Raw genomic sequence first — 542 nt, forward strand, 5'->3', positions numbered from 1 at the left:
GATCTCGCCCACCGACGAGGCCATCTCCTCGGTGGCCGACGCCACCGATTGCACGTTGGTCGAGGCTTCCTCCGAGGCGGAGGCGACCGTGGTCGCGAGCCTCTGCGAGCGTTCGGCGGTACCGGTGAGGGTGGTGGCCGACGCCTCGAGTTGCGTCGAGGCGGACGACACGGTTCCGATGATCTCGCCGACAGCGCCTTCGAACTCATCCGCGAGCCGGGTCATGTCTTGCTTGCGTTGTTCCGCATTCCGTCGCTCAGCCTCGACCTGTTCCGCCTTGAGCCGCTCGACCTCGATCGCATTGGTCTTGAACACTTGGACCGCCTGGGCCATCTCGCCGATCTCGTCCTTGCGCTCCGTTCCCGACACGACCAGCGACGTATCGCCGTTTGCCAGAACGCCCATCTCGCTGGTGATACGCTGGATGGGACGGGTGACGGCCATGGCGACACCGAAGGCACCCACGAGCGAGAGCAGGAGAGTCAGGAGGCCGCCGATCATCATGGAGAAGGTCGCGTTGGCGGATGCGGCCTCGGCAGCCC

The 542-nt window shown here is 65.9% G+C and carries 1 protein-coding gene; it reads right to left on the reverse strand.

Going from position 1 to position 542, the window contains the following annotated elements:
- The coding region (locus tag IC50_RS38120) for a HAMP domain-containing protein (protein ID WP_035716811.1) at nucleotides 1-542 on the reverse strand (542 nt) is incomplete at both ends.

The organism is Bradyrhizobium genomosp. I (2014) (assembly GCF_000261685.1).
Lineage (GTDB): Bacteria > Pseudomonadota > Alphaproteobacteria > Rhizobiales > Xanthobacteraceae > Bradyrhizobium.